The following is a 7,634-nucleotide window of genomic DNA, read 5'->3' on the forward strand; positions in this document are numbered from 1 at the left end:
ATTGTTTATTTTAAAAGCAGTTTTTAATTTTGTTTACAAACCAAACTGAAATTAAGCGAAGCGGTCGGGTTGATTTGCGTGTTATACACTTTTATACAAATTTTTTGTTTTAACTATTTTTTGAATATTTATTTGACAGATTTTTTGCATATCTTTTTGAAAATATTTATTTATTGGAAATTTAAACAGCTCTAAATTTTAAATACATTTTTTGTATAGAAAAACCAAAACAGCAATTTTATATTTTACAAAAATGTAAAACTTGGAAAAATCTTTAACAAAATATTTGAAAGAACGAAAACTTTAATTTTGGAAGAAATAACTTTTTAAAAACTTTGCAACAAAACTTAATTTTGATTTTACAAAAGTTTGAAAACTTAAAACTTTACAAAACTATAAAGACAATTTTAAATAGTTTTTAAACCGTGTATAACGGCGGCGCAAATAACCCGTCCGCCCAAAACAACAATTTTATTAAATAACAAATGGTTTATTTAAAGAGCAGTTTTTAATTTTCCTTTGGCAAAAACTGCGACTTAATTTACTAAATTGTACTTCACTTTAACATAAAACAAAAATGAACTTTCAAACTATTTGTTTACAAACCAAACCAGTATTGAGCGAAGCGGTCGGGTTGATTTGTTTGTTAGGCATTATTTGTAGTTAGTATAATTTGGCACTATTTTAATAATAACATTTTCTTTATCTGAGTAAAATCACCGGCTTTAATTTGGTAAAAATAAGTACCAGAAGCCACTTTTGTTCCGATTTCATTTTGACCGTCCCACATAATTATATAATCCCCAGAGTTTTTTTCTTCATTGAGTAATTCTTTTACTAATTGGCCATTTATATTATATATCTTAATACTAATTCTACTTCTTTTGAGAACTGTAAATTCAATTTTAGTTGAGGGATTAAAAGGATTCGGGAAATTCTGATACAATGTAAAGGAGGAAAAGATATTAGATTTTCCATCATTTATGGCCGTTGGAGCATCATTAAATTTTGTAAGTCTTGCACTGGTTATATTTATTGTTCCTGAAGTGCTAGAAGAAGAGTCAACATCTACTTGAAATATTCCCGCAGTTGTTATCCATGAAATACTTAATTGATCATCTTCATTTTGAAATATACCATTCACATAGTTTTGGGTTTTCGTGTTTTCCAATATTCTTAATGCTGAATAAGTTCCGAAAGGAAATGTAAAATTCCCAAAAGCATCTACAGATTGAGTTGAAGTTGCAATAGATATTTTTCCAAATCCATCATCCGTTGTATCGGCTTCATGTTTTGATGCACCATAAATTAGCGGTAATGGAAAGATATTTGTATTATTTTTTATTGTAATTATTGTGTCAATAATTAAATACCTATTATTAATATGTTTATACAACGTTGTATCATGAACAAATCCTAAATAATAGAGTCCAGTGTTATCTAATTTGTAATAATTTTCGGATAGGGTACGATTATTTAAATCTTGACAATGAGTAGCTTCGGGAAAATCAGATGAATACCACGAATTTGTTAGAGAAATATTAACTGCTGTAATTGTATCAGAAAAGTCAATAATAGGTGTAGTCCAATTCTGAGATGATCCGCTAGCACTTCCGACATTCATAGTTGTTTGTACATTGCCGTTGCTTACTTGTAACCATTGTCTTCCTGGTTCTAAAATATTTAATAAATCAGAAAATGTTATTTGAATTTGAGCATTAAGTATAACAGTCGTTGATATTAATAAAATAAATAATGACAGTTTCCTCATGATTATCAGACTCCTTTATATAAATTAATTTTTGTTCATTTTTTTTATTCTATATTTATAATGCCTAACGACGTTGCGCTTAACCCGCCGCCCATAACAAGGAAGCCGAGTAAAACATAATTGATAAATATTTAACAAACTGCACTTAACTTGCGTCAGCAAAAGTGCAGTTTGTAAGTTAATTAATTAGACCGAACACTTAGAACAACAAACTATAACTAAAACACAATTTCAAAAATCACAAATCCGCCGAACTAAAATGGCGGTCGGGTTGAGGCGCTGGTTATAAGCAATAATTATTTAGTGAATGTGGCTTTAACACGTTTAGATTTTCTAAAATATGGTATCCAGATGATTGCACTTATAATATCTTTAGAAAACTGCTTTCCATTCTCAATAGCTAGACCATTAGCGCCAGTTAAAAGTTCAACTACTAAGAGAATAAAACTAAGCAGAATGCTCACTTTCAACCAAAAAATTACAATGCGTGGAGCATTTTTTCTTTTTTGGAAAAAATAAAAACCAGCATACAGCATTAATATTAATAAAATTATTTGTATGAAAATCTCCAACCCAAACTCAATCCCAAATCCGAATTCCAATGCAAGTGGAATTTGTCTAATAAATGTGACTAAACTAATTATGGAAACAATTGGTCCAACAATTAACCATAATAAAGGGACTAAAAGCCAACCTTCAAAACCAGATAATTTTTCTACTTCTTCATCGTTGAGCTCTGCCCCACAATTTGAACATTTTGTATCACTTTCTTTAACTGGGTTTCCACAATCAGAACAATAATACTCTGAATTTTCTTCCATATGATGTTTGCTTATAACGGCGTTGCAAATAACTTGTCCGCCCTAAATTACAATTTTACAAAATAACGATTGGTAAAATTACCAAAGCAGTTTTTAATTTATCTTTAGCAAAAACTGCGACTCACCTTTTTCTTGAATTGAATTCCACTTTAACAAAAAACTTAAATTGGATTTCTAAATTTTCTATTTACTAAATTTCGCCGAACCGGAACGGCGGTCAAGTTGATTTGCTGGTTATATTGCATATTTTTTTAAAAATATTATTTAGTCTACTAATGGCATTATTTTGAATTTTGATAATCCAAAATAGCCTACTCCATTTATATCATAAAATTCAATAACAAAATTTTCATTCTCATAATGTTCATATCGAAAATCAGTTCTGGCTTTCCCTTTGATTGATTCAATAGATATTTCAGTTAAATAAGTTAATATATTTGTGGATACATATTCATAATTATGTTGGTCATCTACATTCATAATTTTATTAAATAATGTATCACCATTTACAATAATGATAATATCTACATTCGGGATTTCATAACTTTGATTACTTATTGAAAAGAATAAGCTATCAGAAATAAATTTTTGTTCTTGACCGAAGGTACAATTAAGTAAAATCAATAATAATAATACAGTTAATCTTTTCATTTCTTTCCTTGCAATATAACGGCGTGGCAAATAACCCGCTGCCTAAAACTTAAATTTTACAAAATAACGATTGGTTAATTTTACAAAGCAGTTTTTATTTTGCCTTTAGCAAAAACTGCGACTTAACTTTTTGAACATTGTTCACTTTTAACAAAAATGCTAAAACAACTTTCAATTTATATTTTTATACAAAACCCAACCCGGTACGGCGGTCGGGTTGATTTGTTTGTTAGCTGTATATACTTAACTGCTCTTCTTCTCGCTCTTTATTTTTATCCTTTATAGTTTCTACAGCCTTGATTTTATCTATATAATACTCGGGAAGTTTATTTTCTATAGCTCCAACAATAACATGTTTCGTATACCAAGAAAATGGTTTTAATTCAGAATTAATTTTTTCTGTGCAATAAGTAATTGCACTACACTCTGTATTATCTGGATAAGTCTTAAGTAAAATAGATTTTCTTTTGTATCCATCACCAACACCTTCGTATTTGTCAAGTTTATTTAGCTCACTATCTTCAATTTCATAAATGACACCAAACATGATATCTGACACTTCACCAGTATAATATGCATCACATTTACCAGAACAACCATCAGAGCTAATTTTATGAAACATAAGTTTATACTTAAACAATTGACCAATTCCAATAGTTTTTTTTATTGAGACACGGGAAGATAATCGTTTTAATGACATATTTGAACCGTATGCGAAATAAATCATTATGATATCCTATTATTTAATTATTCGCCGCTAAAAAATCATTTAAAAATTCATCTAGAGAAGATTGTAATGTATTTACAATAAACTCTGATGAACCTCCTCCAAGAGACCCAGTTATGCTATTTGACCATGTCGTTGCAATAACAGTCTGATGTTGAGTTTTCTTTCCGCTTCCATAAAAATAAGCCACATACCGATTATAATTTAATTCAATAGTAAAGGCGTTACCGACGACATTTATGTTAACATATAAATAACCATCAAGAGCTTCCTTACTTTTGATAGGCCTAATTTTTGCAAGTCTTATTGATAATTCAAGTTTAGAAATAATTCTTTCTTTTGTTAGTCCAATAGCTTTTCCATCAGTTGAAACATCCTCAACAAGATATTCAATTACTCCTTGATTTGAAACCTTTAGACCATCTTTCCCAGTTTGAGAATAAGTGATACTGCTAACTAGTAAAGTGATAAATGCTATCATGTTTAATATTGATTTCAAGGGAACTCCTAAATTTACAGCTAACGGCGTGGCAAATAACCCGTCCGCCAATAACAATAATTTTATTAAATAACGAATGATTTATTTTTAGGAGCAGTTTTTAATTTATCTTTTGCAAAAACTGCGACTTACTTTTCTGAATTGCACTTCACTTTAACAAAAAACTAAAATAGATTTCCAAACTTTTTGTTTACAAACCAAACCAGAATTGAGCGAAGCGGTCGGGTTGATTTGTTGGTTATATAGCATTTTTAGTAATTGCTCTTTCTCATAATATTAATCCGGCATTAACATTACGAGAGTTTTTATAAACAATATGATTGAGAATATAAATGTTAATGAGCTAATTAACATTAAATATTTCTTTTTATGGGTAAATCCGATTAATAAATTTATTGCAGTTGAAATTCCTATTCCTAAAATCAAATAAGTAAAAAAACGAATTGATGATAAATTTTCAGAAGCAAATGTATGAAATTCAGATAACATTGATAATTTTTTGTAATCTAAATAAATCGGAATAAAGTAAATAATAAAAACTACGAAAAGAATGAATCCAACAAATGTTAAAAATGTTGCTAATGTTAACATTGAAAATATTCTTGAAATTACTGAATTTGAATGATTATCATCCAATGAGAAATGGATAGATTTAGAGTTACCGATCATTTGATCACCTCTTTTTATAAATATATATTTATTTAATCTTTCAATTCATATTTGCTATATAACGGCGGCGCAAATAACTTGCCGCCCAAAACAACAATTTTATTTAATAACGAATAGTAAAATTACCAAAGCAGTTTTTAATTTATCTTTAGTAAAAACTGCGACTCACTTTTCAGAATTACGTTCCCTTTTAACAAAAAACTTAAATTAAGCTTCTAATGCCACTTTTTACAAATTTCCACCGAACCAGAACGGCGGTCAAGTTGATTTGTTTGTTATATTGCTTTTATTTTTTTAATTACTTTAACGATATATTCCTTTTATTATTTTGTATCCAATAATATCTTTTATCATTAATTGTACCTTCTCTATAACATTTCTCTTTACCTTCAACAATTAAGGCAACTTTAATTTTTTGTTTATTTTCAAAATGATAAAAAGATTTTGGTAATTCAGATTTATCAATTTGTGATCCAGCTACCCAAGTACAATAACTAAAATGAGGGAAATGTAATGTGTAAACAAATTGACTATATATTATTGAATCTTTTTCGTTTTTAATTGCAACTAATACAGAATCTGATAATTCACAATAAAATGAAGATGAACCACAAAATAATCCTTTTGTATATTCATTAATTGTTGGAGGAGAAAAAGGATTGGGATAAATAGCCCAATAAACTTTTGATGAATCTTCAATATAAGCTTGTTTTGGATATCTATTTTCTTGTTTTATTTGAGATAATACAACTAATGAATTTCCAAAAATCAGCAAAAGAATTAATAATATTTGATTTCTTAAAATGTTCATATAAACTATTATTTTATTAGCAATATAACGGCGTGGCAAATAACCCGTCCGCCTAAATCCGTCAGCTGACGGAACAATTTTATTAAATAACGAATGATTTATTTTAAAGAGCAGTTTTTAATTTTCATCAGCAAAAACTGCGACTTAACATTATGAACTTTGTTCACTTTTAACAAAAATGCCAAAACAACTTTCAATTTATATTTTTACCCAAAACCCAAACGAGCGAAGCGGTCGGGTTGATTTGTTGGTTAGCAAGATATTAATTAAATTTTCTTTAATATTTCGATTCCCTCATACCAGTTGCCATAACCAGAATCAACATTTATATGTCCAGCATTTCCAATATTAATAAACTCACTCCCCCAACATTCCGCAAAATATTTTGCTCTTTCAATTTTTATCCACTTATCGTTATTGCTTGCTACAATTATAGTTTTAAAATTCATTTTTTCTCTTGGTATTGGGGAAAATCCTTTTGCAGGGAAAGTATAATTTTCCGCTTCCAAATCACTTGGTGCCACAAGTAGTGCACCTTTTATAATTCGCTTATATTTGATTGCCCAATGTACTATTGTTGCACAACCTAAACTATGTCCAATAATTACACAATCATTTAAATTATGTTGCATAATTTCTTTATCAATTGTTTGTATCCAATCTTCACATATTGGCGAATTCCACTCTAATTGATTAATTCTTTTGCAATTCAGTTCTGATTTTTCAAAAAATGTTTGCCAATGATTTGATCCAGAATTACCTAAACCCGGGACTATAAAATATTTGTTCAACTTCATCTCCATGTTCTTATCTTGCTAACGGCGTGGCAAATAACCCGTCCGCCGAAAACAACAATTTTATTAAATAACGAATGGTTTATTTTAAAGAGCAGTTTTTAATTTTGTCAACAAAAAAACTGCGACTAACTCTACAAAATTGTACTAAACTTTAACTAAAAACTTAAATTAACTTCCCAACTTTTTGTTTACAAACCAAACCAGAATTGAGCGAAGCGGTCGGGTTGATTTGCTGGTTATACACCTTTTAATTACTAAAATAATTTTTCAAATCCTCATTCCACACAAAAAACGATGATGCGACATTACTCCATTTTTCGACATCAACTTCAGAATCAACCTGGAAAACCTTAACTCGTTTACCAATTTTTCCAACGTCTTTTACGTGACAATTTATTCTTTTTTCAATCTCAGACTTATTATAAATTCTTATTGCACCATCAAAATGTTCAATTTTATTAGTTTCTTTATTAAAAATTGTATGAAAATATCTGCTTGCACGACAATCATAAAAATTAGTTTTGGGAACTTCTTCAAAAATAATATGTACTTCATTTTCTTTTGGAATCCACACAGCATCTGTAAATTGTGTTTGAGAAAAATCATAACGATCATCCATCCATCTAACATGGGTTATCTCTTTTAAAGAATTAAATGAATTTAACTCTGGAGGTTTTCCATAAATGAACATTCTATAGTTCATTGACTAAAGCTATCTTTATCAAAAACCAAAAACGGATCCAATCTGACTTTTACCTCACATGTTTTACTCAAAGTAAATAAATGCCCTGCACACCAATACATAGAATTTGGAACGGGTAATGTTAAAAGAATTTGAAATACTTTTTTACTTGATTTAAGAATTTCATGCATTTTTGAAATTGAGAT

Annotated in this window: 9 protein-coding genes; all 9 read right to left on the reverse strand. The window is 28.9% G+C overall.

The window, feature by feature from the left end; translation table 11 throughout:
* Nucleotides 1-679: 679 nt before the first annotated feature.
* Nucleotides 680-1,771: a T9SS type A sorting domain-containing protein gene (locus IPH62_19320; GenBank protein ID MBK7107422.1), complete on the reverse strand. Its 1,092-nt coding sequence runs from the start codon at nt 1,769-1,771 to the stop codon at nt 680-682.
* Between the two features lie 296 nt (nt 1,772-2,067).
* Nucleotides 2,068-2,592 (reverse strand): DUF2569 family protein, encoded by a 525-nt coding sequence (locus IPH62_19325; GenBank protein MBK7107423.1) that lies wholly within the window; start codon nt 2,590-2,592, stop codon nt 2,068-2,070.
* Nucleotides 2,593-2,856: 264 nt separating this feature from the next.
* Nucleotides 2,857-3,273 carry a hypothetical protein gene (locus IPH62_19330; protein MBK7107424.1) on the reverse strand — a complete coding sequence of 139 codons (417 nt, stop codon included), beginning with the start codon at nt 3,271-3,273 and terminating at the stop codon, nt 2,857-2,859.
* A gap of 199 nt (nt 3,274-3,472) precedes the next feature.
* Nucleotides 3,473-3,970: a gamma-glutamylcyclotransferase gene (locus tag IPH62_19335; protein ID MBK7107425.1), complete on the reverse strand. Its 498-nt coding sequence runs from the start codon at nt 3,968-3,970 to the stop codon at nt 3,473-3,475.
* Between the two features lie 16 nt (nt 3,971-3,986).
* Complete coding sequence (locus tag IPH62_19340; protein MBK7107426.1) at nt 3,987-4,469, reverse strand: hypothetical protein; 483 nt, start codon at nt 4,467-4,469, stop codon at nt 3,987-3,989.
* Nucleotides 4,470-4,745: 276 nt separating this feature from the next.
* Entirely contained in the window at nt 4,746-5,138 is a 393-nt protein-coding gene (locus IPH62_19345) for a hypothetical protein (protein MBK7107427.1), read from the reverse strand.
* A gap of 298 nt (nt 5,139-5,436) precedes the next feature.
* A complete protein-coding gene (locus IPH62_19350) occupies nt 5,437-5,949 on the reverse strand; it encodes a hypothetical protein (GenBank protein ID MBK7107428.1) in 513 nt (170 codons plus the stop codon).
* 266 nt (nt 5,950-6,215) lie between these two features.
* Complete coding sequence (locus IPH62_19355) at nt 6,216-6,746, reverse strand: alpha/beta hydrolase (protein ID MBK7107429.1); 531 nt, start codon at nt 6,744-6,746, stop codon at nt 6,216-6,218.
* 247 nt (nt 6,747-6,993) lie between these two features.
* Nucleotides 6,994-7,449: a hypothetical protein gene (locus IPH62_19360; GenBank protein ID MBK7107430.1), complete on the reverse strand. Its 456-nt coding sequence runs from the start codon at nt 7,447-7,449 to the stop codon at nt 6,994-6,996.
* Nucleotides 7,450-7,634: the final 185 nt, after the last annotated feature.

The sequence above is a fragment of the Ignavibacteriota bacterium genome, assembly GCA_016708125.1.
Classification (GTDB): domain Bacteria; phylum Bacteroidota; class Ignavibacteria; order Ignavibacteriales; family Melioribacteraceae.